Origin of the sequence: Actinoplanes xinjiangensis (genome assembly GCF_003148685.1) — a bacterium.
Lineage (GTDB): Bacteria > Actinomycetota > Actinomycetes > Mycobacteriales > Micromonosporaceae > Actinoplanes > Actinoplanes xinjiangensis.
This window is the reverse complement of record NZ_QGGR01000006.1, coordinates 315,432-337,754: the sequence shown is the minus strand read 5'-3', so window position 1 is coordinate 337,754 and position 22,323 is coordinate 315,432. Positions and strand designations below refer to the sequence as shown.

Sequence of the window (22,323 nt, the reverse complement as noted above, 5' to 3'; positions counted from 1 at the left end):
GTCCCCCACCATGTCCCTGTTACGAAGAAGCCGTTCCCTGCTGCTGGCCTCGGCCGTGGCAGCGGTCGTCGTCAGCTCCGGTGTCGCCCTGATCGGCACCGCGCAAGCCGCCACCACCCTCGGCGCCTCGGCTGCGCAGACCGGCCGCTACTACGGCGCGGCGATCGCCGCCGGCCGGCTCGGCGACGCCACCTACACCGGCATCCTGAACCGCGAGTTCAACTCCGTCACGGCCGAGAACGAGATGAAGTGGGACGCCACCGAACCGTCCCAGGGGCGGTTCACCTACACCAACGGCGACCGCATCCTCAACCAGGGCATCGCCATGGGCGCCAAGGTCCGCGGCCACGCCCTCCTGTGGCACCAGCAGGAGCCGGGCTGGGCGCAGTCGATGTCCGGCACCGCGCTGCGCAACGCCATGATGAACCACGTCACGCAGGTCGCCACCCACTACCGGGGCCGGATCCACTCCTGGGACGTGGTCAACGAGGCCTTCGCCGACGGCGGCAGCGGCGGGCGCCGCGACTCCAACCTGCAGCGCACCGGCAACGACTGGATCGAGGCGGCCTTCCGCGCCGCCCGCGCCGCCGACCCGGCCGCCAAACTCTGCTACAACGACTACAACACCGACGGCATCAACGCGAAGTCAACCGGCATCTACAACATGGTCCGCGACTTCAAGGCCCGCGGCGTGCCGATCGACTGCGTGGGCTTCCAGTCCCACCTGGGCACCACCATCTCCGGTGACTACCAGGCCAACCTCCAGCGCTTCGCCGACCTCGGCGTCGACGTGCAGATCACCGAGCTGGACGTCGCCCAGGGCGGCAACCAGGCCAACATCTACGCCACCGTGACCCGGGCGTGCATGGCGGTGTCACGGTGCACAGGCATCACGGTCTGGGGCATCCGCGACAGCGACTCCTGGCGTACCGGCGAGAACCCGCTGCTGTTCGACAATTCCGGCAACAAGAAGGCCGCGTACACCTCGGTGCTCAACGCCCTCAACGCCGGTGGCCCCTCGTCGCCCGGCCCCTCGTCGCCGTCGCCTAGCGTGAGCACCTCGCCGCAGCCGGGCGGCGCCTGCAGCGCATCGGTGTCGCTCAACTCGTGGAACGGCGGCTTCGTGGCCACCGTCCGGGTCACCGCGGGCTCCTCCGGAGTCAACGGCTGGACCGTGGGGGTGAACCTGCCCGCCGGAAGCGCCGTGACCAGCACGTGGAGTGCCGGCAACAGCGGCACCACCGGCACGGTGAACTTCCGCAACGTCTCCTACAACGGACGGCTCGCCGCCGGCGGCGCCACCGAGTTCGGATTCCAGGGCACCGGCGCCGGCCCCACCGTCAGCCCGTCCTGCGCGGCCGCCTGAGCCGCCTCGCCGGTTCGAAGCCGGCCAGCCGGCGGACTACGGAGCCGCCCAGCCGGCGGACTACGGAGTCGGCCAGCCGGCCAGCGAGGTCACGGCCCGTCACCACACCGCGGGCCGTGACCTCGAAGCCGCCCCGACCGCCCCCGGCCGTCAAGCGTCAGACCCCATGCCGGTCGAGCTGCACCCGGTCGGCCAGGCCGGCGTCGGTGAACGCCTTCACCAGGTCGTCACGTCCCTCGGTGAAGTGCGCCCAGCTGTCGAAGTGCACGACGACGACCTGCCGGGCGCCCAGGATCCGGGCGGCCTCGGCGGCCTGCCCACTGTCGAGGGTGAGCAGCGCGCCGTCGAACAGCCCGGTCCGTACCGCACCGGCGAACAGCAGTGCCGTGTCGATCGGGCCGAACCGGGCGGCGATCTGCTCGACCAGCTCCAAGGCGGCGTTGTCGCCGCTGACGTAGACCGACGGCAGCCCCTCCCCGGTCAGCACGAACCCGGTGACCTCGCCGGTGATCGGCTCGCAGCCCTCCGGGCCGTGCCGGGCCGGGACCGCGGTGATCGTCACCGCACCGACCTGGACCGACTCCCACGGGGCCAGACCGCGGGCGGTGCCGCCCAGCCGGCCGGCACCGCTGACCGTGGTGAGGGTGAGCGGAACCTCGGCGAGCAGGGCACGTCCCGAGTCGTCCAGGTTGTCGGCGGGTTCGTCGTGGGAGAGCAGCACCACGTCGACGTGGCCCAGCTCGGCGGGTGGGGCGGCCGGCGGGGCCAGCTTGGTCAGGGTCACGCCGCTGGGCGAGACGTAGGTCCGGGGCTGGTCGAAGGTGGGGTCGGTGAGCAGGCGGAGTCCGCCGTACTCGAACAGGGCGGTGGGGCCGCCGAACGTCTGGACGGTGATGGCGTCGACCATGGGAACCTCACGGATAGAGTGGATGTCATCCGTGAAGCTAGCCGTTTGTCACGGATGAACGCAAGCTGTACCGTGAGGCTCGTGATTTCCGCGGCACCCGGCGCCGACCGGCACCCCGGCCTCGACCTGGCCAACAGCCGGCTCTCGATGCCCGGCGACCAGATCGTCGACCTGCTCGCCACACCCGGGGACGCCGCACGCTGGCTGGTCGATCGGGGCCTGGCCCCGGTCGGCAGCGTCCTGCACGAGGTGTGCGCCGGCCGGCTGCGAGCCCTGCGGGAGCAGATCCGGGACCTGTTCGCGGCGGCGGTCCACGCGGCCGAGCCGCCGGCCGAGGCGCTCGCCGCGATCAACTCGGCCATCACCCGCGTGCCGACCGCCGCCCCGCTGCGCTGGGATCCGGCCCGTGGACTGTTCCGGGCCACCCCGCACCCGACCGACCAGGTCGTCGACCACGCCCTAGGCGTGCTCGCGGCCGACGTCGCCGACCTGCTCACCAGCGCCGACGCCGCCCGGCTGACCGCCTGCGACTCCCGGCCCTGCATGCGGTACCTGCTGCGCAGCGGTCGCCGGCACTGGTGCTCGGTCCGGTGCGGCGACCGGGCCCGCGCGGCCCGCGCCTACGCCCGCCGCGGCACTCCCGCCTGACCACGTACTCACGAAATTCGATGGTCTCCTCGGGGCTGGACGGATAGCCTGCCGTCATTCGCGAATCCGAGGAGGTCGGGATGGCGTGCATGGTTTCCGGTGCGGTATCTGCCGGCGCCACGACGGGTGAGTCCACCGCGGGTTGACCTTCCTCCACGCGGGCGGACTCCTCGTGCCGTGGCGATCCACGGCGCCCGCTCCCGGCGCCGTGTCACCGCTGTCACGCCGACGCGAGGAGAAATCGTGGATTCCGCATCATCCTTCCCGCCGCTGCCCGCGGCCGAGGGAGGACCCAGTCATGTCGTACGGACCGGCCGGACCGTCAGGCGTCCCGCCGGACCGTGGAGCAGTACCGTTCACGCCCTGCTGCGCCACCTGGAGGAAGCCGGGTTCACCGGCTCCCCGCGGGTGGCCGGCGACGGTTTCGACGCCGACGGCAACGAGGTGCTGACCTGGATCGAGGGTGACCTCGTCCATCCCCGCGCCTGGTCGGACGAGGCAGTGTGGCAGGTCGGCAGGCTGCTGCGTGACCTGCACACCGCCACCGCCGGTTTCCGGCCGCCGCCGGGCGCGGGGTGGCAGCCGTGGTGGATGCATCACCACGGCCCCGGCACCGTCATCGGCCACTGCGACGCCGGGCCCTGGCACACCGTCGCCCGTGACGGGATGCCGGTGGCGTTCATCGACTGGACCCTGGCCGGACCGGTGGACCGGCTCGACGAGGTCGTCGCCAGCGCCTGGTGGAACGCCCAGCTCCACGACGACGACGTCGCCGCACGCAACGACCTGCCCGATCCGGTGAGCCGTTCCCGGCAGCTGGGGCTGTTCCTGGACGGCTACGACCTGGCCACGCCGGACCGGGCCGGCCTGATCAGCCGGATGATCGAGTTCACCGTCCGGGACTGTGCCGCCGAGGCGGCCCGTGCCCGGATCACTCCGGAGTCGGTGGATCCGGCTCCGCTGTGGGCGCTGGCCTGGCGGGCCCGCGCCGGGGACTGGATGATCCGCCACCGGGCGCTGCTGGAACGCGCCGTCGGCGCGTAGAAGGGACCGGCCGGGGCCGCCGACGTCAGCCCTCGGCGGCCCCGGCACTCCCGCCGGAGGCACCGATCGGCTGACCGGGAGAGATCACGCCCCGTGCACGTCGACGATGCCGCGGCCGGCGCCGAGGTGCTTCAGAGCGGCGGGTGTTGCCGTCCGGTGAGAGCCGGGTCGACGGTGAAGGCCGCGCCGGTCAGCGCCCGAAGGCCGGCCACCGTCTGACCGTCGGCGAGCCTCCGCAGCACCAGACCGTCGGCGGTGACGTCGAAGACGGCACGGTCGGTGATGATGCGGTCGACGACGCCGGCCCCGGTCAGCGGCAGGGTGCACCGCTCGACGACCTTCGGGGTGCCGTCCTTGGCGACGTGCTCGGTGACGACGATGACGCGCGGGGTGCCGGCGACCAGGTCCATGGCACCGCCCATGCCCTTGACCAGCCTGCCCGGGATGGTCCAGTTGGCCAGGTCGCCGTTGGCCGCCACCTGGAGGGCGCCGAGGATCGCGGTCTGCACGTGGCCGCCCCGGATCATGCCGAACGAGGTGGCCGAGTCGAACACCGAGGCCCCGGGCAGCAGCGTGACGGTCTGCTTGCCGGCGTTGATCAGGTCGGGGTCCTCGTCACCCTCGTACGGGAACGGGCCCATCCCGAGGATCCCGTTCTCGCTCTGGAGGGTCACCCTTACCCCCGCGGGCAGGTTGTTGGCGACCAGGGTCGGGATGCCGATGCCCAGGTTGACGTACTGGCCGTCGGTCAATTCGGAGGCGGCGATCGCGGCCATCCCGTCACGCGTCCACACGGGGCCGCACCGTCCTCTGCTCGATGTCCTTCTCGCGGATCTCGGACCGCACCAGGTGGTGCACGTAGATGCCGGGGGTGTGGACGTCGTCGGGATCGAGGTGGCCGTCCTCGACGAACGAGGTCTCCGCGATGGTGGTCCGGCCGGCGGTCGCGACCAGGGGGTTGAAGTTGCGGGCGGTCAGCCGGTAGCGCAGGTTGCCGCCGAGGTCGGCACGATGCGCGCGCACCAGGGCCAGATCCGCGACGATGGCGCGCTCGAGCACCGTACGCGTGCCGTCGAAGTGCTCCTGCGGTTTGCCATCGGCGACCGGGGTGCCGGCGCCGGTCGGGGTGTAGAAGGCGGGGATGCCGGCACCGCCGGCGCGCAGGCGCTCGGCGAGGGTCCCCTGGGGCACGAACTCGACGTCGAGTTCACCGTCGAGGTACTGCCGCGCGAACAGCCTGTTCTCGCCGACGTAGGAGGCCAGGACCTTGCTGACCTGCCGGTTCTCCAGGAGCAGGCCGAGGCCTTTGCCGTCGGCGCCCATGTTGTTGCTGACGATGGTGAGGTTCTTGACCCCGGTGTCCCGCAAGGCGGTGATCAGCGAGGTGGGGATGCCGGAGAGGCCGAAGCCCCCGACGGCCACGGTCATGCCGTCCCGGGCGACGGCGGCGACGGCTTTCGCCGCGCTGTCGACGAGTTTGCTCATGGCCGGGCACGGTAGGCGCGGAGGGTGCCGAGGCCCTCCGGTTGACCGCTCAGCGACCGTGATGGGCAGCATGTGCTCATAATGTGGGCGTGCAGGGATCCCAGTTGGTGACCCGGATGGCCGCGGTCCTGCGCCGGGTCGGGTCCGGCGCGGCCGACGGTGTGACGACCGCGGAGGTGGCGGCGGCGACCGGGCTGCCCCGGTCGACCGCGCAGCGGGTGCTGGCGGCGCTGGCCGAGGAGGGCTTCGTCGACCGGGACGCCCGCCGCGGCCGCTGGTATCTCGGTCCGGAACTGTTCCTGCTCGGGTCGGTGGCGGCCGAGCGGTACGACGTGACGTCGACGGCTCGCGACATCCTGCGGTCGCTGGCGGCCACGACCGGGGAGAGTGCCTTCTTCTCGGCACGGCGTGGCGACGAGACGGTGTGCCTGGCCGGTGCGGAGGGCAGCTTTCCGCTGCGCTCCCACGTCCTGCACGAGGGGATCCGGTTTCCGCTGGGCGTGGCGTCGGCGGGGCTGGCGATCCTGGCCTACCTGCCGGTGCCCGACGCGGAGGACTACGTCCGCTCGCGTGCCGGCGAGCTCACCGCCGCCTACGGCGGGCAGCACGAGAGGGCGGCACTGTCCCGGCGGGTCGCCGCCACCCGCAAACGGGGGTACGCGGTGAATCCCGGCCTGGTCGTACCCGGCAGCTGGGGTGTCGGGGCGGTCGTGTTCGACCGTGCCGGGGCGCCGGCGTGGGCGCTGAGCCTGACCGGTGTGGAGTCCCGGTTCAACGGCGACCGTACGGCCCGGCTGGGCACGCTGCTGCTGGAGGCCGCGCACGCGCTGACCCGGCGGATCGCCCACCGCGGCTGAACCACGGGCCCCCTGCCCGGCACCGTCGCGCTCCACGGGAGCCCGGTATGTTGCACGCTGAGCGAGTGCCGGGGAGGCATCGGAATGAAGTGGCAGACCGCCATCGCGGCGGCGGAGTCCAACGACGTGTCGTACAACATCGGTTTTCTGGTCGGCAGGCTCCTGTGCTGCCTGCTCGTCGTCGGCGCCATCGTGTCAGCGATCGTGCTGGCCGTGCAGTCGGTGCGCAGGCGGTCCGCGGCCCGCAGGAGTGCGGAGGGCTACTACCCGCCGCCGGGTTATCCGCCGGCGCCCGGTCAGCAACCGCCGGGCTACTACCCGCCGCCGGGGTCGTATCCCCCGCCGGGCTACCAACCGCCGGGATCGTATCCGCCGCCGGGCCACCAGCCGCCGCCACCCGGGCAGCCGCCTTACGGCGACGTTCCGCCGCCGCCGGATCAGCCGAGGCCCTGACCGGGGTCGCCGCCTCCGGCCAGGAAGGCGGGCAGCGTCGCGACGTGGCCGTAGAAGCGGCTGATCTTCTGGACGGCCGCTTCGAAGGCGTCGAGTTCCATCGGCTTGGTGACGTACGCGTTGGCGTGCCCGTCGTAGCTGGCGACGATGTCCGGCACCGCGTCGGAGGTGGTCAGCACGACGATCGGGATCGCCGTCAGATCACTGTCGCGCCTGATGTGCGCGAGGACCTCCCGGCCGCCCATGCGTGGCATGTTCAGGTCGAGCAGGATGAGGTCGGGGCGGACCGCATCGGCGAATTCACCCTCCCGGCGCAGGTACTCCAGCGCCTGGCTGCCGTCGATCACCCGGTGGACCACCGGCGGAACCGGGGCTGCCTGGAGCGCCTCCTCGATCATCATCGCATCGGCATCGTCGTCATCGACGATCAGGACGTCGAGGGCACGCACACCGGTCACAACCGCTCACCTTCAGCCGGATTCCACGAACGCGAACGCTTGCATCGGCGCAAACAATAGCGGTGTTCGCGGGATCCGGGCATGCGGGTGCCCGAACGTGATCTCAACCGTGGTCGGCGGCCGACCTCAGCGCATAGGTGATCGCCTGCGGCACGGTGTCGAACATCGGGAAGACCGCGCCGAGCCGGGCGGCCCGGATCACCGACACGACATACGCGGGAGCGGCCGCCAGCACGAGATCACCGGATCGCCGGCGGGCCGCCTGCCGGGCGGCGAGCAATACGCCCAGCCCGACGGAGTCGACGGCTTCGGTGCGCCGCAGATCCACGATGATCCAGGGATCCATCGCGAGCGCCGACTCGAACGTGGCCCGCAGCCGGCCGGCCACCGCCAGGTCGACGTCCCCGACGACCCGGACGACGGAGGCGCCGGCCATGTGGCGCACCACGATCCGGGCATCACCCACGACATTCGCCACGCTGTTGCCGTTGTCATGCTCATCAATGACCGGAACGACACTCATGACTACCACGTTTCCCCGGAGGGACGGCGGTACGCCCTCACCTGTATGACATTTCCATGACGATTCCGTCCACATCGGGAAGCAGTGCGCGATCGGAGCCCGTCAATAGCCCAGGGCCGACCGTCCACGAGCACGTCGGCGAATCCACCCGGCGCCCGGACCGGTGTGGAATCATTCGATGTCGATACGACAATCGGGGGGTTCCGTGTCCGTGCTCAGCCGTCGCAGCATCCTGGCCGCCGTGGGTGCGGTCGCGATACCGCCCCTGGTCGCCGCCGGTGCCCGGCCGGCCCACGGCGCGGACACCTATCCGTCGAACACCGCGCTCTACGCCGACCCGGCCCTCGCCGAAGGGGTCGACTACGCCCGGCGCTTCCGGCGGCATGCGGCGCTGGACGACAGCGAGACGGCCGGCGGCGACTACCCGGACACCGTCGTCGTCGCGCTGCACGGCGGGGGCATCGAGCCCGGCACGTCCGAGCTCTGCCTCGCCGTCGCGGGCTATCACCCGGCCGGGGGTGCCACCGGCGGCGCCGTCTACGACTACTGGATGTTCGAGGGGCTCCGCTCGTCGGGGAACGCCGGGCTGCACGTCACCTCGTCGCACTGCGACGACCCGGTGGCGCTGGCCACGGTCGCGGGCAGCCGCCGGGCGGTGTCGCTGCACGGCTGTTCGCCGGCTCAGGCGGGACTGCCCGACACCACCGCCGCCGTGCTCGTCGGCGGGCGCGACACCGGTCTCAAGGCCGCGCTGATCGAGGCGTACCTGGCCGCCGGCGTCCAGGCGATCGACGCGGCCGGGGTGCCGGCCCTCAACGGCGACGACCCGGCCAACCTCGTCAACCGCACCCTGCGCGGCGCCGGCGCACAACTGGAGCTGACCACGCCGCTGCGGACGCGGATGTTCGGGGTCAACACCCGCGCCGGGCGCGGATCCTCCACCCTGCCGGCGTTCTGGACCTTCGTGGACGCCACGCGGCTGGCACTCGCCGGCTGACCCCGGGCGACCCGGCGGTCAGACCCGGCCGATCAGGGTCTCCCCCACGGAGGTGATCACACCCTCGACGGCGTCGTCGTCGATGCCTTCCAGTTCGATGATGAGCCGGTCCACGCCCACGTCGGCGTACCGGCGGGCGGTGTCGAGGTCAGGCGGCCCGGGTGGCGTGATGGTGATCTCCAGGTCGCCGAGGTCCGCCGGCCGCCGGCCGTCGCGGGCGGTCTCGGCCAGGACGCCCAGCGCCTGCCCGGTCTGGTCGGCATCCAGACCCCAGCCGTACCAGCCGCTCCCCTGCCGCACCGCCCGGCGGTACGCGGCGGCGGAGTGACCTCCGACCACGATCGGCGGATGCGGGCGCTGGACCGGCGACGGGTGCTGAACGACACCGGAGAACGACACGAACCGGCCGGCGAACGAAGGCTCGGCGGCCCACAGCGCCCGCATCGCCGCCAGGTACTCATCGGTCCGCGCGCCCCGCTCGGCGAGCGACACACCCATCGCGTTCAGCTCCGGCTCGACGTAGCCCGCCCCGACGGCGACGGTCAGCCGGCCACCGGACAGCACGTCCAGCGAGGTGAGCTGTTTGGCCAGCAGCACCGGCTGACGCTGCGGGAGCACGATCAGTCCCACCCCGAGGCGCACCCGGCTGGTCACCGCCGCCAGGTAGGTCAACGCGACCATGGCCTCCAGCCGGGGTGGATTGCCCTCCCCGGCGGGAAGCGCGATGTGGTCGCCCACCCACAGCGACTCGAAGCCCGCCTCCTCCGCCAACCTGGCCCGCCGCACCAGGAGGGCGGGGTCGACGTTGCGATCGCGATGCAGACCGTACAGCCCGAATTTCATCTGACCCGCCACCTCTGCGTCATCGTCGGGGACCCGGCTCGCCGGATCCAACCATGTCGATGACCTTAGGCGGTGGGTTCCACCCCGGCCGGTCCACCGTGCATGGCCGGGGCCCCGGGGCGTGCTGCCACCGCGCGTGCGGTCACCGCCGGATCAGGCTGATCCACCGCCTGCGGTCACCGCCGGAGCCGGCTGATCCACTCGGCGGCGAGCCGGCGACCGTCCGGGAGCCGGTCGTCGCGGTCCCAGCGCCACGCCGTGATCATCGCCAGCATGAGCATGCGGCAGTCGCGCAGCAGGTCGGGGTCGGCACCCGGGTAGTGCTCGCCGACCTCCTCGGGTGCGTGTGCCAGGTCGAACTCGACCGGTCCCCGGCAGCACGTCTCCAGGTCGATGAAGAGCGGACCGCTCCCGGTCAGCAGCACGTTGCCCGGATGCGGTTCGCCGTGCAGGATCTGCTCCGGCCGGCCACGGCCGCCGACCGCCGCGGGCAGCCGCCGCAGCATCGAGCCGAGAAGGTCCCGGTCCTCCTCGGCCAGGTCGGGCGTCCGGTCCCGGTCGGCCACCAGCCGCCGGGCCCGCTCGACGCGGTCGGTGAAATGCGGCACCGGGACGTCGAGGGTCCGCATGCCCGCGTGCAGCCGGCCGAGTGCCCCGGCGTAGTCGGCCGGCGCGATCTCGCCGGCCACCGGCTCCCAATGACTCCAGAGGGTGACCACGTAGCCGTCGCACTCGTAGGCACGCCGCTCCACACGCGGGTCCGGGCCCGCCACCGGGCTGCCCGCGGCGACCAGCCGTTGCGCCATCTCGATCTCGAACCGGGCGGCCCGGTGCCCCGCCCGGGACACCCTGGCCAGCACGTCACAGGGCAGCAGCCGCATCGTGATCCGGTTCGACTGCTGCAGGACGATCGCCTCGTCGGCCACCAGACCGAGCGACGACACGACCGATGTCGCCGCGGCCACCGCCGGGTCGAGCCTCATCGGGTACGGCGGGGAAGCTTCCAGTCCGGCCGGGGGAAGTGGCAGGTGTAGCCGTTCGGGATGCGCTCCAGGTAGTCCTGGTGCTCCGGCTCCGCCTCCCAGAACGGGCCCGCCGCGGTCACCTCGGTGACGACCCGGCCCGGCCACAGACCGGAGGCGTCCACGTCGGCGATGGTGTCCTCGGCGACCCGTTTCTGCTCGTCGCCGTCGTAGAAGATCGCCGAGCGGTAGCTGTCGCCGATGTCGTTGCCCTGCCGGTTCAGGGTGGTCGGGTCGTGGATCTGGAAGAAGAACTCGAGCACCTCCCGATACGACGTGACCGCCGGATCGAAGACGATCTCGATGGCCTCCGCATGCCCGGCGTGATTGCGGTAGGTGGCGTTCTCCACGTGGCCACCGGTGTAGCCGACGCGTGTCGACAGCACCCCGGGACGCTTGCGGATCAGATCCTGCATCCCCCAGAAACAGCCACCGGCCAGAACCGCCTTCTCCGACGCCATCGCGCACCCCTCTCGTCGTCGTACCCGTCCCAGCATGCCCGATCGGCCGTCCCGCGCCCGCCCGCTGTCACCACGATCACGGACGGCCCGCGGCCGGCGCCGCATTTCGGCCGCCCGGACTCAGGCGCGGGGCAGCACGCCCACGAGCGCCGCGGCGAGGGCGGCCCGCAGGGCGTCGCGGAGATCCATGTGGATCACGGCGAGGGCCGGTTCGTCGGCGTAGGCGGCGAGGACGCTGGGTGGCGGCGGGACGTACGCCGACAGGGCACCCGCCGAGACCAGGCTCAGCAGGCAGAACAGCTGCGCGCCGCCGCCGAGTTCCGGCAGGTGACACAGTACGAGATCGACCATGGCCTCGAGCCTCGCCAGGGAGGCGCGCTTGTGCCGTTTGACCACCTCGACCGAGACGTTGTGCTCCAGGACGCCACCCTGCGCGCCGAAGAGGTCGCAGAGCACCTTCCGCTCGGCCAGTGACCGGCTGAGGATCTCGGCCAGCTGACCGGCCCGTACCTCCGGGGTCGCCTGCGCCTCGACGCCCTCGGCCAGCCGGTCCGCCAGCTCGGCGAGCCAGCTCCCCAGGAAGGCGTCCAGCAGTTCGAGCAGCACCGCCTCGCGCGACTCGAAATACCGCAGGACGTTCGATTTGGCCAGGCCCACGCGCCGGCTGAGTTCGTTGAGGCTGAGGTCGGCCACGGGCATCTCGTCGAGCATGGCCGCCGCCGTGTCCAGGATCGCCCGCCGGCGGATCTCCCGCTGCTCCTCGCTGCGCGCCCGCTGAAATGTCACGCCGTCACCCTAACTTAAAGACCGCCGGTACCTTGACAGCAGACCGCCGGTCTCTTACGTTGGGCACATAACAGACCGATGGTTTCTTAGGAGTGCGTGATGAGTGCCGACTGGACCGAGCAGCACATCCCCGACCAGCACGGCCGGGTGGCGATCGTGACCGGCGCCAACACCGGACTGGGCTTCGAGACCGCCCGGATGCTCGCCGCACGCGGGGCGACGGTGGTCCTGGCCGTCCGTGATGTCGAGAAGGGCCGGCAGGCGGCCGCCCGCATCACCGGCGACGTCACCGTCCAGGCCCTCGACCTGGCCTCTCTGGACTCGATCCGGTCCGCCGCGGCCGACCTGCGCGCCGCCCACCCGCGCATCGACCTGCTCATCAACAACGCGGGCGTGATGTACACCCCGCGGCAGACCACCGCCGACGGCTTCGAGCTCCAGTTCGGCACCAACCATCTCGGACACTTCGCCCTGACCGGCCTGCTGTTGGACCGGCTGCTGCCCGTTCCCGGCTCCCGCGTCGTGACGGTCAGCAGCACCGGCCACCGCATCCGGGCCGCCATCCATTTCGACGACCTCCAGTGGGAGCGTTCGTACAGCCGGTCCGGCGCCTACGGCCAGGCCAAACTCGCCAACCTGATGTTCACGTACGAGTTGCAGCGCCGGCTCGCACCGCACGGCACCACCCTCGCGGTCGCCGCCCACCCCGGCATGTCCGACACCGAACTCGCCCGCAACACGCCCCCCGTGGTCCGCGTCGCCGCCGGCTGGCTCGCGCCGCTGCTCACCCAGAAGGCCGCGATGGGCGCTCTGCCCACCGTGCGCGCCGCCACCGACCCGGCCGTCGTGGGCGGGCAGTACTACGGTCCCGGCAACCGCTGGGAGATCCGGGGATATCCGAAGCCGGTCGCCTCCAGCCCCGCCTCCCACGACCGAGCGGTCCAGCAGCGTCTGTGGACGGTCTCCGAGCAGCTCACCGGCGTGACGTTCCCGATCAGCGCGGCGGTGGGGTGACCCGCGGCCGGGCCGCCGTAAGCGTTTCGTAAGCCGTCCGGCCTGGTGATCGGCCCGCCGGGCGGTTTGACTGAACCCGTGATTCGCCGCCTTCTCAGAAAACCCGCCTCCTGGATCGTCATCGCGGTACTCGGCATCGGTGGAGCGGGCGCGCTCTACTGGTTCGCGCCGTGGCGACTGTTCACCGACACGGTCGTGACCGACGCGCTGTCCGTCGTGCCGTCCGCCGGGCCACAGCCGTCCGCCGCGGCCCAGCCGTCCGCCGGGTCACCGCCGTCCAGCCAGGCCGCCGCACCTCGCGATGCTCCGGTCGCCGCGGTGGTCATCGCCGAAGGCACCTTCATCACCCATGAGCACGACACCACCGGCAAAGCCCGGCTGGTACTCAACCCGGACGGCAGCCACCAGCTGGAGATCGCCGGACTGGACACCAGTGACGGCCCGGATCTGCGGGTGTGGCTCTCCGACCAGCGGGTCCGCACCGGCACCGCCGGGTGGCGGGTCTTCGACGACGGGCGGTACGCCGAGCTGGGCAAACTGAAGGGCAACCAGGGCGACCAGGTGTACCGGCTGGACGCCGGAGTCGACCCGGCCGACTTCCGCAGCGTCAGCATCTGGTGCAAACGCTTCGCCGTCTCGTTCGGCGCGGCCGAGCTGACCACCGTCTGATCGATCACCGGCCGGCCGGGCCCGGGTGCCCGCCGCCGGTGACGACATCGCTCACCGGCCGGCCGGGCCCTTGTGCCCGCCGCCGGTGACGAAGTCGAGGATGCCGTCGATCAGCCGGCCCGTCGACTCACTCGGCAGCGAGTAGTAGACCCGCTGCCCCCGCCGCCGGCGCTGGATCAGTCCGGCGTCGGTGAGGTGCCGCAGGTGATGCGAGATCGCGGTGGGATGCGCGGGCACGATCTCGCTCAGGCCCGCCGGCGTCGCCTCCCCGGCGCGCAGGACCAGCAGGATGTGCAGGCGGTGCTGGTATGCCATGCCCCGCAGGACCAGGACCGCACGGTCGAGGTCGGTCGGCTGGATCACCGGTTCGGCGCTCATGCCGGCACCGCCCGCGCCGCCGACACGGTCGCGGTCAGCCGCTGCAGGCCCCACGACATCGCCAGCACGGCGGTCGCGGCCAGCGAGATGCTCGCGCCCGCGGCGAGGTTCCACCGGCTGGAGGCGAAGAGCCCGGCCAGGCCGCTCCCGACGGCGAACAGGACGGCGAGGGCGGTCATCACCGGTAGACGGTCGGACCACAGGCGTGCGGCGGCGGCCGGGGCGACGATCAGCGACAGCGCGAGGATGGTGCCGACGGCGGGCACGACGGCGACCACGACCAGCTGAATCGTCAGCAGCAGCACCACGTCCCATCCGCCGGCCGCGATGCCGGCGGCGCGGGCACCGACCGGGTCGAATCCGGCGTACAGCAGGGGGCGGGCGCAGACCAGCAGGACGATCGCGACGACGGCCAGCACACCGGCGGTGCTCACCAGGTCCCCGGCGCTGACCGTGAGGATCGAGCCGACCAGGAACGACGACAGGTCGCGGCTGAATCCGCTCTGCGTGGCCACCAGTGCGGCACCCAGCGCGAAGCCGCCGGACACCAGTACCCCGGTGGCCGCCGCCGCGTCCTGCCCGCGGCGCCGGGTCAGCGCGGCCACGCCCAGCGCGACGACCGCCCCGGTCACCACTCCCCCGAGCAGCAGGTTCACCCCGATGATCGACGCGGCCACCACACCGGGGAAGGTGGCGTGGGTCAGGGCCAGGGTGAAGAACGACAGCCGCCGTACCACCACCTGCACCCCGATCAGGCCGGTCAGGGCGCCGGCGAGGATCACCTCGGCGACGGCGCGGTGCATCACGTCATCCCACCAGTTCATGCGGGGACGTCCTCTCCACCGGGGCCCGGTCACGCCACCGGCGTACGGGCAGGAGCAGCAGATAGGCCAGAACGAGGGCCAGGACCACGGCGGAGGCGGCGGTCAGCGCCACCCCGTAGCGCAGCGACGCGGTCCAGCTCAGCAGGAGCCCGGTGTATCCGGCGGCCAGGACGAGGCCGGTGCCGAGCAGGGCCATCACCGCGAGCCGGTCGGTGACCATCCGGGCGGCCGCGGCCGGGATGATCAGCAGGGCGACCACGAGGATCGTGCCGACCGCACGGACCGCGGCGACCACCACCAGCGCGAGCACGACGTTGAGCCACAGGTCCAGCCGGCCGATCCGCAGCCCGGCCGCGGCGGCTCCGGCCGGGTCGAAGGCGCGGAACAACCAGGCCCGCCAGCCGATCGCCAGGGCCACGAGGATCACCGCGGCGAGGACGGCGGTCTCGGCGATCTGCCGCGGCGTCACGGTCAGCAGGCGGCCGAAGAGAAAGGCGGTCAGATCGGAGGTGTACGACGTGCGCCGCGACACCAGGACGACGCCGATCGAGAACATCGCGGTGAGCACGACCGCGGTGGCCGCGTCGTCGGTGAGCCTTGCGCCACGGGTCAGCACGGTCAGCACCCCGGCGGTCAGCAGGGCGGCGACGAGAGCGCCGGTGAACAGGCCGTCCATGCCGCCGGCGACGAAGCCGATCACGACGCCGGGGAACACGGTGTGGGTGAGCGCGTCGGAGACGAACGACAGCCGGCGGACGAAGACGAACACACTGACCGGGCCACAGATCAGCGCCAGCAGGGCGATCTCGGTGAGGGCACGGCCCATGAACGGTACGGCGAACGGCTCGATCACGGCTCGACCAGCACCATCCGGCCGTCGGCCAGATCGATGGCGGAGCTGCCGTACGTCTGCCGCAGGGGCCCGGCCGTGAGGGTCTCGCCGGGCGTGCCCACCGCCCATTGCCGCCCGTTGACGAGGCAGACCAGGTCGGCGAGATCGCGGGCGACGGCGAGGTCGTGGGTGCTGATCACCAGTGCGGTCCCGGCGGCGGACAGGTCCCGCAGCACCCGCACGATCGCCTCCTGGCTGACCGCGTCGACGCCGTTGAACGGCTCGTCGAGCAGCAGCAGCCGTGGCTGGGCGGCGATCGCGCGGGCCAGCAGCACCCGTTGGCGCTGACCACCGGAGAGCAGGCCGAACCGGAGGCCGGCCCGGTCGGCGAGCCCGACCCGGTCGAGGGCCTCGGTGACGGCGCGGCGATCGGCGGCGCGGGCGGGCCGCCACCAGCCGAGCCGCCGGTAGCGGCCCATCATCACCACCTGGCGTGCGCTGACCGGGAAGTCGGGGTCGAGGTTGCCGGTCTGTGGCACGTATCCGGTGAACGCGCGGGCGTGGGCCGGTGCCCGGTCCAGGACGGTGGCGCTGCCGTCGATGATCTCGGCGAGTCCGAGCACGGACTTGATCAGGGTGGACTTGCCGGCGCCGTTCGGGCCGACCAGGGCGAGCCGCTGCCCGGGCCTGAGTTCGAGGTCGACGCCGGTGACCACGGGTCTGCCCGAGTAGCCCACGCTGACCCCGGCCAGGCGCAGGGCGGCGGCCGCCATGTCAGCCGGCCAGCGCGTCGACGATGACCTGCGTGTTGTGCCGCTCGGCGCCGAGGTAGGTGCCCTCCGGGCTGCCGGGCGCGCCGAGGCTGTCGCCGAACAGTGCGTCCTCGCCGGCCACGACCTTGACGCCGGCCTGCTGGGCAATGGCCTCGGCCGTCTTGGGCGGCAGTGAGCTCTCCGCGAAGATCGCCTTCGTGCCGGTCGCCTTGATCTTCGCGACCAGGTCGGTGAGCTGGGCCGCGGACAGTTCGGCGGAGGTGTCCAGGCTGGGGATGACCGAGCCGACGAACTCGAGGTCGTAGCGGGCGATGTAGTAGCCGAAGGCGTCGTGGTTGGTGACCAGCTTCCGGTCGGCCTTGCCGATCTTCGCCCAGGCGGCGGTGTTGTCCGCGTCCAGCTTGTCGAGCTCGGCGCTGTAGGTGGCGAGATTCTTCGCGAACGTCTCCGCCTTGGCCGGTTCGGCCGCAGCGAGACCCTTTTGGATGTTCGTCACCATGAGCTTGGCGTTGCGGGGGTCGTGCCAGATGTGCGGGTCGTGCTCCTCGCCCTCCTCCTCGGCGTGTTCCGCGCCCTCCTCCTCGTGGTGACCGCCCTCGCGCAGGGTGACATCCTGGCTGGAGTCGACGACCGTGCCGGTGAACCCGGCGGACTCGATCGTGCGGTCGAGCCATTCCTCCAGGCCCACACCGTTCTTGACGACCAGCTTCGCGCTCGCGATGGCCTGGAGATCGGCGGGTGTCGGCTCGTAGTCGTGCGGGTCCACGTTGGGTTTGATGATCTGGGTGACGGCGACGTCATCGCCGCCGATGTTGCGGACGAAGTCGGCGACCTCGGGGGTGGTGGCGACGACGGCGAGCTTCGGGCCGGCCGATGTGGATCCGGCGGGCTCGGCGGTCGCGGAGCCGCAACCGGCCATCACGGTGATGAGGGCGGCGAGCGCCGCGATCCGGACCGGACGAGGGGGGTGTTTCATCGGTTTCACTCCTGCTGTCGCTGAGGAGTGGAACGATAATCATTGTCAAAAGTTATCGTCTAATCGCAAAGTGACGATATGTTCGGCACCGGTCAGGCGATCGCCGCCAGAGCGGCGTGGGCACCCCACCGCCAGACGACGCCGGCCTGCTCGAAACCGGATCGCAGGGCGGCGGAGCGATGCCAGTCGGCGGGCGGGGTGAACTCGGCCGGCACCCGGCCGGCGAAGACCGCCCGTCGTTCGTCGAGCAACTGCCGCAACGCCCCGTCGGCCCGCACTTCGTCCCACCAGCGCTCCCAGGCGAGCCCGGCGGCGGGCGGCAGCGACCCCGTCACCCGGTCGAGGCCGGCTTCGGGCATCAGGTCCGCGACGATCAGCAGGCCGCCGGGACGCAGCACCGAACGGGCCGCCCGATAGAGGGCCAGCGCCCGGCCCGGGGTCAGGTAGTGGATGGTCATGACGATGGTGAGCAGGTCGTACGGCCCGTCCGGACCGACTTCGCCGCACCACGACGACGTGAGGTCACCACGGTGCACGCGGACCCGGCCGTCGGCACCGGCGCCGGCGAGCGCCAGCAGCACCGGGTCCAGATCCATCATCGCGACCTCGGCGCCCGGCCAACGGCCGGCCATCCGCTCGGCGAAGACCCCCGGACCGCCACCGAGGTCCAGGATCCGTCGCGGAGCCCCGCCGCACACCGCCTCGACGACAGCCGGCAGCACGTGCTCGAAGCTGGCCGCGCCGGGCAGAAAGCCGGCCATGACCTCGTCCCACGCCCGGCGCCAGCGGTCGACGGCCGTCCGGTCGAGAACGGGCACAGCGGGGGGCGACGATGCCATCGACAACCTCGGGAGTACGGGCCGGCAGAAGATCAGCGCCGCCCACTCTAACGGAAGTCGTTTTCAATAAGGGTGAGGTGCTCAACCTTCCGTGTCGAGCCGGCGCAGCAGTTCCAGCAGGCGGTCGATCTCCTCCACCGTGTTGTACGCGTGCACGCTCACCCGTACCGATGCCGTCTTCTCGCCCCCCTCGGCCTGGCAGTGACCGTCCGCCCGGACCAGGAAGCCCTCCGCCGCCAGGATGAAACCGAGATCGTTGGAGCCGATCCGGTGATGGCGGAAGGTGACGATGCCATGCCGCTGCTGCACCGGCGACCCGGCCTCGAGACTGCGCTGACAGCCGAGTACCTCGTAGGCGGGCAGCCGGTGCAGCCCGTCGGTGAGCCGGGCGCCGAGGGCCACCGTCCAGCGGGCGATCCGCTCGACACCGGCCTGCTCCAGCCAGTCCAGCGCGGCGGCCAGGCTCACGATGCCGCTGGTGTTGGGGGTGCCCGCCCAGCCGCCGGGGACGAACCGGGCACCACGCCGGTTGCCCGCCCAGATCGCACCGGTGCCGGGCAACGCCATCGCCTTGTGCCCGGAGAAGACCACGAAGTCCACGTCCAGATCGGCCACCGACAGCGGCAGATGCCCCACACCCTGCGCGGCGTCCAGGCAGATCACCACGTCCGGGCCGGCCGCCGCACGGATCCGCTGGATGTTCATGTCACCGCCGTAGACGTGGTGCACGTGGGTGACCGCGATGAACCGGGTGCGCCCGGTGACCAGAGCCGGCAGCGCCCGGTGGTCGTAGTCGCGGGCCGCGTCGTAGGGCATCTCGCGGATCCGGACGGTGACGCCCTCCCGGGCCAGCTGACCGGCCGCCTCGCGCCAGGGCAGGGCGTTGGCCGTGTGGTCAGCCGCCGGCACGATCATCTCGTCGCCGTCGCGCAGGTGCCGCACCAGCCAGTCACGGGCGATCAGCCGCAGGCCCTCGGTGGTGCCGCTGACGAAGTGGACCCCGGAGCGGTCCGGCTCCGGGTCGCCGAGGAACCGCCGCACCCGCAGCCCGGCCTCCTGCACCAGGGCGGTGGTCCGGTTCGCCCACGGGTACGTGCCCCGGCCGGCGTTGGCGTTCCCGGTGGTGAGATACCCCATCACCGCGTCCAGCACGGCCTGTGGCTTCTGCGAGGTGGCCGCGCTGTCCAGGTAGGCCGTACCCGGATTGGCGACGATGATCGGGAACTGGTCGCGCAGCCCCGCCTGCCAGGTGCGCAGCTCGTCCGGGAAGGCCGTGCCGTGGTTGTGGCGGGCCATCTCAGTCCCGTACCAGGGTGGCTCCGGCGTCCCGCCAGGCGATCACCCCACCGGTCAGCGACCGCACGTCCGGGTGGCCCATCCGGGTCAGCAGGGCGGCGTACCGCGCGGACTTCTCCCCCACCGGGCAGACCAGCAGGACCGGTTGCCGCCGGCTGAAGGGCAGCCCACCGTGCAGCATCTCGCCGAACCGGTCGTCGACGATGTTGATCGACCGGTCGATGTGCAGCGCGCGGTAGGCGAACGGGCTGCGCAGATCCACGATCAGCGGCTGTTCCGCGTCGATCCAGGCCTGCGCGGCCGCCACGTCGAGAGTAGGCGCCGCCGCCAGCTCGTCGCCGGTGAGACTGTGCACCGAGTTCGCGCGGGCCGGCTGCCGGAACAACTCGGGACGGCGGTCCCGCAGGTAGCTCAGGTAGCTCTCGACCCGGTCGCAGACGATGAACACCGCGGTCCGCCGTCCGGTCAGGCCGGCGTCGATCCCGCGCAGGTAGCGGACCGCGCCCTGGTAGGCGCCGCCCCCGGTCGGGCCGGCCAGGGTGCCGCAGCGGCGTACCAGGGTGAGCAGCCCGTCGATCGCCTCGTCGGAGCTGATCGCCTCGATGACGTCGTAGGTGCCGGGGTCGAACAGCCCGACCTCGTGCACCTCGTCGATGTCGCGGATGCCGGGGATGAAGTCGGATTTCTCGGCCACCAGCCCGACGACGGTGACCGCCGGGTCGTGGGCACGCAGGACCCGCGCCACCCCGCTGGACGAGCCGGCGGTGCCGACGCAGGCGATGAAGTAGTCCGGTGCCCGGCCGTCCAGATCCGCGATGATCTCCGGTCCGGTGCCGTGGACGTGCGCCTGGACGTTGAGATCGTTGAAGTACTGGTCGGTGTGCAGGTAACCGGCGCCGTCGGCGGACACGGCGTGGTACATCCGGGTCAACGGATCGTCGGTGTCGGTCGGGTCGAGGCATTCCGACCGGCCCGGCAGCTCGTCGATCTGGGCGCCCAGCAGCAGCAGCAGGTCCTTGATCTCGGGCACCCGCATCCGGTTGGTGACGCTGCGGAACGGCAGCCCGTGCATGCCGGCGATCACCGCGAGCGCCTTGGCGGTGTTGCCGCTGGAGAGTTCCACCACGGTCTCGCCGCGCCCGGCCGCGCCCGGCAGCCGGTGCCGGACCATGTTCCACGCGGCCCGGTCCTTGACCGATCCGAACGGGTTGAACAGCTCCATCTTGGCGTAGAGGTCGATGTTGCGAAGACCGTGCACCGCCGCGTCGATGCGCACCAGTGGCGTGTCGCCGATCATGTCGGTGACGCTGTCGTACCTCACCTTGTCCCCTCCCGGCCCGTCACGGGCCAGTACCGGTCGTCCAGGCACCACCGCCAGGCGTCGCCGGACCGGTAGGCGGCGATCGTCCGGGCGGTGGGCTGCATCAGCGCGGCACCGGCGCTGAAGTCCATCAGGTAGCCCGCGGTGTTCGCGAAGGCCAGCAGGTCACCGGGCTGCGGCCGGCTGGGCAGGAACACCTTGCGACGGGTGATCAGGTCGGCCTCCAGGCACAGGTTCCCGGTCAGATAGACCCCGGCCGGCCCACCGGGAGCGGGCGTGCCGCGGGGCACGAGAAGCGGATCCATCAGTACGCCGTGCTGCTCCAGCCCGACGTCGGTGCCGTTGCCCGCGACCCGCACCAGGGTCTCGCCCCGCCCGTCGTCGCCGACGTCCTCGACCCGCAGCAGCACGGCCCCGCACTGGTCGAGCAGCGCCCGGCCGGGCTCGACGTACAGCTCGTAGAGGTGGTCGAGCACCAGTTCGCCCAGCGGCCGGCGGTGTGCGGTGGACTCGGTGCGCAGCAGCCGGTCCAGATAGTCCGGCCCGGCGACGGTCCGGTGGGCCGGGTACACGCCGAGGGTGCCGCGCACCGTGCCGCCCTCGTTGCGCAGCCCGTACCCGTGCCCGTTCCAGGTCAGCGGCGGACGCCGGCCGAGCACCGCCGCGGTCAGCTCGCTGGTCCAGGACTCCCACTCGCCGGCGTCGGCCAGATAGTTCATGCCGAACCCGCCGCCGATGTCGATCGCCCGCGGGTTCAGCCCGTGCCGGCCGGCGTCGTCCATGGCGGACAGGCAGCCGTCCAGCGCGGCCGCCTTCTCCGGAAGCCCGACGGTGTCCAGGTGGTAGGCGACACCGAGGAGATCGAGCCGGTCGCGGTGCTCGGCCAGGACGTCCCAGAGCGGGGCCGTGCCGGTCGCGGGTGTGCCGAACCGGCTCGCCCGGGACAGCACCGTGGTCCCGGTGGTGGCGAATCCGGACAGGCGCGCCATCACCCGGACCCGGGGCAGGGCGTGCGCCGCGACGATACCGGCCAGATCGGACAGTTCGGTGACGGAGTCGGCGTTGACGATCACTCCGGCCCGTGCGGCCAGCCACAGGTACTCCCGGCTCTTCGGCCCGGTGGCCATGATCCGTTCCGGGGCGAACCCGGCGGCGAGCACGTGCTGCAACTCGCCCAGGGACGCCACGTCGGCGCCGCCGCCGACGCCGGCCAGCGCCCGGATCAGCGCGGACGACCGGTTCGCCTTGTGTGCGAAGTAGATGCCGCCGCTGAGGTGATGCGCGCGGTACACCTCCCGGAACCGCTCGGCGTTGCGCGCCACCTGATCGGGGAGCACCAGGTTGAGCGGGGATCCGAGTGCGCCGGCCACCTGGTGGAGCCACGGGTGATCGTCCAGCAGGGACCGCAGGTCACCCTCCACGCGCGGCTGTAGATATCGGACCAATCTCACTCCCCGTGTCATCGACGGCTCAGCCCGAACGTAATCCATGAAGGGCACCGGGCCAAGAGGATCATCACCTGAATGTGATCGGCTGATTACGCCATGCGAT

Annotated in this window: 26 protein-coding genes; 8 read left to right on the top strand and 18 right to left on the bottom strand. The window is 71.9% G+C overall.

Annotated features, from left to right (window positions below; translation table 11 throughout):
- Nucleotides 1-10: 10 nt before the first annotated feature.
- The gene (locus tag BC793_RS16220; RefSeq protein WP_109593340.1) at nucleotides 11-1,366 is read left to right on the top strand and encodes a glycoside hydrolase family 10 protein; all 1,356 of its coding nucleotides are present in this window, start codon (nucleotides 11-13) and stop codon (nucleotides 1,364-1,366) included.
- 157 nt (nucleotides 1,367-1,523) lie between these two features.
- On the opposite strand, the gene BC793_RS16210 is transcribed toward BC793_RS16220, so the two are convergent.
- A complete protein-coding gene (locus BC793_RS16210) occupies nucleotides 1,524-2,273 on the bottom strand; it encodes an MBL fold metallo-hydrolase (RefSeq protein WP_109593338.1) in 750 nt (249 codons plus the stop codon).
- A gap of 54 nt (nucleotides 2,274-2,327) precedes the next feature.
- Here BC793_RS16210 and BC793_RS16205 point away from each other — a divergent pair, with 54 nt between their 5' ends.
- Both BC793_RS16205 and BC793_RS16200 read left to right on the top strand, forming a co-directional pair.
- Nucleotides 2,328-2,921, top strand: a complete 594-nt coding sequence (locus tag BC793_RS16205) for a CGNR zinc finger domain-containing protein (RefSeq protein ID WP_109593337.1) — start codon at nucleotides 2,328-2,330, stop codon at nucleotides 2,919-2,921.
- A 243-nt stretch (nucleotides 2,922-3,164) separates the two neighbouring features.
- The gene (locus BC793_RS16200) at nucleotides 3,165-3,965 is read left to right on the top strand and encodes an aminoglycoside phosphotransferase/kinase family protein (protein ID WP_203896204.1); all 801 of its coding nucleotides are present in this window, start codon (nucleotides 3,165-3,167) and stop codon (nucleotides 3,963-3,965) included.
- Nucleotides 3,966-4,096: 131 nt separating this feature from the next.
- Here BC793_RS16200 and BC793_RS16195 read toward each other — a convergent pair whose 3' ends face one another.
- Together BC793_RS16195 and BC793_RS16190 are read right to left on the bottom strand one after the other, a co-directional pair.
- A complete protein-coding gene (locus BC793_RS16195; RefSeq protein ID WP_275416181.1) occupies nucleotides 4,097-4,759 on the bottom strand; it encodes a CoA transferase subunit B in 663 nt (220 codons plus the stop codon).
- The gene (locus BC793_RS16190) at nucleotides 4,746-5,450 is read right to left on the bottom strand and encodes a CoA transferase subunit A (protein ID WP_109593335.1); all 705 of its coding nucleotides are present in this window, start codon (nucleotides 5,448-5,450) and stop codon (nucleotides 4,746-4,748) included. The genes BC793_RS16195 and BC793_RS16190 overlap by 14 nt, the downstream gene beginning before the upstream one ends.
- 89 nt (nucleotides 5,451-5,539) lie before the next feature.
- Between BC793_RS16190 and BC793_RS16185 the strand changes: the two genes are divergently transcribed.
- Both BC793_RS16185 and BC793_RS50590 read left to right on the top strand, forming a co-directional pair.
- A complete protein-coding gene (locus BC793_RS16185) occupies nucleotides 5,540-6,307 on the top strand; it encodes an IclR family transcriptional regulator (RefSeq protein ID WP_203896205.1) in 768 nt (255 codons plus the stop codon).
- 84 nt (nucleotides 6,308-6,391) lie between these two features.
- On the top strand, nucleotides 6,392-6,760 hold the full coding sequence (locus BC793_RS50590) for a hypothetical protein (protein WP_203896206.1): 369 nt from the start codon (nucleotides 6,392-6,394) through the stop codon (nucleotides 6,758-6,760).
- On the opposite strand, the gene BC793_RS16175 is transcribed toward BC793_RS50590, so the two are convergent.
- Together BC793_RS16175 and BC793_RS16170 are read right to left on the bottom strand one after the other, a co-directional pair.
- A complete protein-coding gene (locus BC793_RS16175; protein ID WP_170167246.1) occupies nucleotides 6,745-7,209 on the bottom strand; it encodes a response regulator in 465 nt (154 codons plus the stop codon). The two genes, BC793_RS50590 and BC793_RS16175, sit on opposite strands and share 16 nt — an antisense overlap.
- Before the next feature lie 112 nt (nucleotides 7,210-7,321).
- Complete coding sequence (locus tag BC793_RS16170) at nucleotides 7,322-7,741, bottom strand: STAS domain-containing protein (RefSeq protein WP_158319270.1); 420 nt, start codon at nucleotides 7,739-7,741, stop codon at nucleotides 7,322-7,324.
- Between the two features lie 205 nt (nucleotides 7,742-7,946).
- Here BC793_RS16170 and BC793_RS16165 point away from each other — a divergent pair, with 205 nt between their 5' ends.
- Nucleotides 7,947-8,738: a poly-gamma-glutamate hydrolase family protein gene (locus BC793_RS16165; RefSeq protein ID WP_203896207.1), complete on the top strand. Its 792-nt coding sequence runs from the start codon at nucleotides 7,947-7,949 to the stop codon at nucleotides 8,736-8,738.
- An 18-nt stretch (nucleotides 8,739-8,756) separates the two neighbouring features.
- Here BC793_RS16165 and BC793_RS16160 read toward each other — a convergent pair whose 3' ends face one another.
- From BC793_RS16160 to BC793_RS16145, 4 genes are all read right to left on the bottom strand, one after another.
- Nucleotides 8,757-9,581 (bottom strand): LLM class F420-dependent oxidoreductase, encoded by an 825-nt coding sequence (locus tag BC793_RS16160; protein ID WP_109593331.1) that lies wholly within the window; start codon nucleotides 9,579-9,581, stop codon nucleotides 8,757-8,759.
- Nucleotides 9,582-9,757: 176 nt separating this feature from the next.
- The gene (locus BC793_RS16155; RefSeq protein WP_109593330.1) at nucleotides 9,758-10,564 is read right to left on the bottom strand and encodes a phosphotransferase enzyme family protein; all 807 of its coding nucleotides are present in this window, start codon (nucleotides 10,562-10,564) and stop codon (nucleotides 9,758-9,760) included.
- The gene (gene msrA, locus BC793_RS16150; protein ID WP_109593329.1) at nucleotides 10,561-11,064 is read right to left on the bottom strand and encodes a peptide-methionine (S)-S-oxide reductase MsrA; all 504 of its coding nucleotides are present in this window, start codon (nucleotides 11,062-11,064) and stop codon (nucleotides 10,561-10,563) included. The genes BC793_RS16155 and msrA overlap by 4 nt, the downstream gene beginning before the upstream one ends.
- A 120-nt stretch (nucleotides 11,065-11,184) precedes the next feature.
- A complete protein-coding gene (locus BC793_RS16145) occupies nucleotides 11,185-11,850 on the bottom strand; it encodes a TetR/AcrR family transcriptional regulator (protein WP_109593328.1) in 666 nt (221 codons plus the stop codon).
- 99 nt (nucleotides 11,851-11,949) lie between these two features.
- Between BC793_RS16145 and BC793_RS16140 the strand changes: the two genes are divergently transcribed.
- Both BC793_RS16140 and BC793_RS16135 read left to right on the top strand, forming a co-directional pair.
- Nucleotides 11,950-12,864, top strand: coding sequence for an SDR family NAD(P)-dependent oxidoreductase (locus BC793_RS16140; RefSeq protein WP_109593327.1), 915 nt, complete (start codon nucleotides 11,950-11,952; stop codon nucleotides 12,862-12,864).
- A 78-nt stretch (nucleotides 12,865-12,942) separates the two neighbouring features.
- Entirely contained in the window at nucleotides 12,943-13,533 is a 591-nt protein-coding gene (locus tag BC793_RS16135) for a DM13 domain-containing protein (RefSeq protein ID WP_109593326.1), read from the top strand.
- A gap of 51 nt (nucleotides 13,534-13,584) precedes the next feature.
- Here the strand turns inward: BC793_RS16135 and BC793_RS16130 are convergent, their stop codons facing one another.
- The 9 genes from BC793_RS16130 to BC793_RS16090 form a co-directional block, all read right to left on the bottom strand.
- Nucleotides 13,585-13,911 (bottom strand): ArsR/SmtB family transcription factor, encoded by a 327-nt coding sequence (locus BC793_RS16130; RefSeq protein ID WP_170167242.1) that lies wholly within the window; start codon nucleotides 13,909-13,911, stop codon nucleotides 13,585-13,587.
- Nucleotides 13,908-14,735: a metal ABC transporter permease gene (locus tag BC793_RS16125; protein ID WP_109593325.1), complete on the bottom strand. Its 828-nt coding sequence runs from the start codon at nucleotides 14,733-14,735 to the stop codon at nucleotides 13,908-13,910. Before BC793_RS16125 ends, BC793_RS16130 begins: the two co-directional genes overlap by 4 nt.
- Complete coding sequence (locus BC793_RS16120; RefSeq protein WP_109593324.1) at nucleotides 14,719-15,588, bottom strand: metal ABC transporter permease; 870 nt, start codon at nucleotides 15,586-15,588, stop codon at nucleotides 14,719-14,721. The genes BC793_RS16125 and BC793_RS16120 overlap by 17 nt, the downstream gene beginning before the upstream one ends.
- Complete coding sequence (locus BC793_RS16115) at nucleotides 15,585-16,340, bottom strand: metal ABC transporter ATP-binding protein (RefSeq protein WP_109593323.1); 756 nt, start codon at nucleotides 16,338-16,340, stop codon at nucleotides 15,585-15,587. The genes BC793_RS16120 and BC793_RS16115 overlap by 4 nt, the downstream gene beginning before the upstream one ends.
- A 1-nt stretch (nucleotide 16,341) precedes the next feature.
- Nucleotides 16,342-17,316: a metal ABC transporter substrate-binding protein gene (locus tag BC793_RS16110; RefSeq protein WP_109593501.1), complete on the bottom strand. Its 975-nt coding sequence runs from the start codon at nucleotides 17,314-17,316 to the stop codon at nucleotides 16,342-16,344.
- 92 nt (nucleotides 17,317-17,408) lie between these two features.
- The gene (locus BC793_RS16105; protein ID WP_109593322.1) at nucleotides 17,409-18,155 is read right to left on the bottom strand and encodes a class I SAM-dependent methyltransferase; all 747 of its coding nucleotides are present in this window, start codon (nucleotides 18,153-18,155) and stop codon (nucleotides 17,409-17,411) included.
- A gap of 81 nt (nucleotides 18,156-18,236) precedes the next feature.
- Nucleotides 18,237-19,451 (bottom strand): aminotransferase class V-fold PLP-dependent enzyme, encoded by a 1,215-nt coding sequence (locus BC793_RS16100; RefSeq protein WP_109593321.1) that lies wholly within the window; start codon nucleotides 19,449-19,451, stop codon nucleotides 18,237-18,239.
- A gap of 1 nt (nucleotide 19,452) precedes the next feature.
- A complete protein-coding gene (locus BC793_RS16095) occupies nucleotides 19,453-20,772 on the bottom strand; it encodes a pyridoxal-phosphate dependent enzyme (protein ID WP_109593320.1) in 1,320 nt (439 codons plus the stop codon).
- On the bottom strand, nucleotides 20,769-22,223 hold the full coding sequence (locus BC793_RS16090) for a type III PLP-dependent enzyme domain-containing protein (RefSeq protein ID WP_239170020.1): 1,455 nt from the start codon (nucleotides 22,221-22,223) through the stop codon (nucleotides 20,769-20,771). Before BC793_RS16090 ends, BC793_RS16095 begins: the two co-directional genes overlap by 4 nt.
- Between the last annotated feature and the right edge of the window lie 100 nt (nucleotides 22,224-22,323).